This is a genomic window from Burkholderia sp. Ac-20392 (assembly GCF_017104585.1).
GTDB lineage: Bacteria > Pseudomonadota > Gammaproteobacteria > Burkholderiales > Burkholderiaceae > Burkholderia > Burkholderia lata.
The window spans coordinates 1-1,706 of sequence record NZ_JAAGPB010000916.1 but is presented as its reverse complement, the minus strand read 5'-3'; the positions used below and the strand labels follow the sequence as shown (position 1 = coordinate 1,706).

At 70.6% G+C, this 1,706-nt stretch carries 2 protein-coding genes; both read right to left on the bottom strand.

From position 1 onward, the window contains the following. A partial coding sequence (locus G3N99_RS39680; protein ID WP_206125129.1) for an ATP-binding cassette domain-containing protein occupies positions 1-330 on the bottom strand: 330 nt, incomplete at its 3' end. 11 nt (positions 331-341) lie between these two features. Beyond that, positions 342-1,706, bottom strand: a 1,365-nt coding sequence (locus G3N99_RS39675) for an ABC transporter permease (protein ID WP_206125128.1), incomplete at its 5' end; no start/stop codon positions are given.

Sequence of the window (1,706 nt, the reverse complement as noted above, 5' to 3'; positions counted from 1 at the left end):
CCGCGCATGCGCGCCGATCAGCACGTTGTCGAGCACGCTCAGGTTGCCGAACACGCGGCCGTGCTGGAACGTGCGCGCGATGCCGAGCGCCGCAAGGCGTTCGGGCGCGGTTCCCGTGATGTCGCGGCCGTCGAACGTCACGCGGCCGGCATCGGGCCGGTCGGCGCCCGCGATCAGGTTGAACAGCGTCGACTTGCCCGCGCCGTTCGGCCCGATCACGCTCAGCAGTTCGCCATCGGCGAGCGTCAGGCTCGCGCCGTCGAGCGCGGTCACGCCGTCGAAGCGGCGCGTGAGGCCCTGCACGTCGAGCAAGGGTCGAGTGGTGGTCATCGCATTCCTCCTCACACCGTGCCGAGCAGGCCCTGCGGCCGGAACCGGACGAGCATCAGCAGCACGAGGCCGTAGATCAGCATCCGGTAGTCGGCCGCCCAGCGGAACAGCTCGGGCAGCCCGATCAGCGCGATCGCGCCGGCGATGCCGCCGAGCACGTTGCCCAAGCCGCCGAGGATCACCATCGTCAGCGCGAGGATCGACACCTGCGAATCGAAGGTCTGGTGATTGATGTAGCTGTACAGATGCGCGGCGATCCCGCCGCTCACACCGGCCGCGACGCCGCCGACCGCGAACGCGATCGCCTTGTAGCGGTTCGGCGCGATGCCGTGCGCACGCGCGGCAACGTCGTCCTCGCGCACCGCGCGCAGCGTGCGGCCGAGATGCGAGCGCAGCAGCCGCACCTGCACGAGCGCGAACACGACGAGCACCGCGAACGTGAACCAGTACGCGGCACGTGCGGTCGTCGCCCACGGCAGCGGTGCAATGCCGGTGATGCCGAGCGGGCCGCGCGTGAGGCCGTCCCAGTTCAGGATCACGAGACTCACCACTTCGCCGATGCCGAGCGTCGCGATCGACACGTAATGCCCGCGCAGCCGGAATGCCGGATAGACGAGCAGCGTGCCGAGCACCGCGGTGATCACCCCCGCGCACGGGATCGTCACGGCCGGCGACCAGCCGAGATCCGACGACAGCAGCGCCGACGCATACGCGCCGATCACGAGCAGCGCCGCGTGGCCGAGCGAGATCTGCCCGACGGTTCCCGCAACGAGCGTGAGGCTCAGCGCGAGCAGCCCGTACAGCCACGCGTTGGTCAGCGTCTGCAACACGTACGGCGACGCGCCGAGCCACGGCAGCACGGCCGCCAACGCGACCAGCCCGACGAGTACCGGACGCGGCACGCGCACGGCCTTCGCGGCCGCGAGGAAGGTGCCCGTCATCGGCTCGGGCGGCAGCGCGCGGTTCACGCTGAACAGCCCGTTCGGCCGCCATACGAGGAACACGATCAGCAGCCCGAACGCGAACAGGTCGCGATAGCTGGTGCCGAACAGCGCGACGCCGTAGCTTTCGACGAGGCCGAGCAGCAGGCTGCCCGCGATCGCGCCCGGCACGTTGCCGAGCCCGCCGATCAGCAGCGCGACCACGCCCTTCAGCGTGGCCTGGAAGCCCATCGCCGGATCGATGCTGTTGTAGTACATGCCGACCAGCAGCCCGCTCACACCGCCGAGCGCGCACGCGATCGCGAACACGGTCTGGTTCACGCGGTCGACGTCGACCCCCATCTGCAGCGCCGCGTCGCGATCCTGCGCGGTCGCGCGCACGGCCCAGCCGAGCCGCGTGAACCGCAGGAAGCCATACAGCAGCGCGGCCGCCGA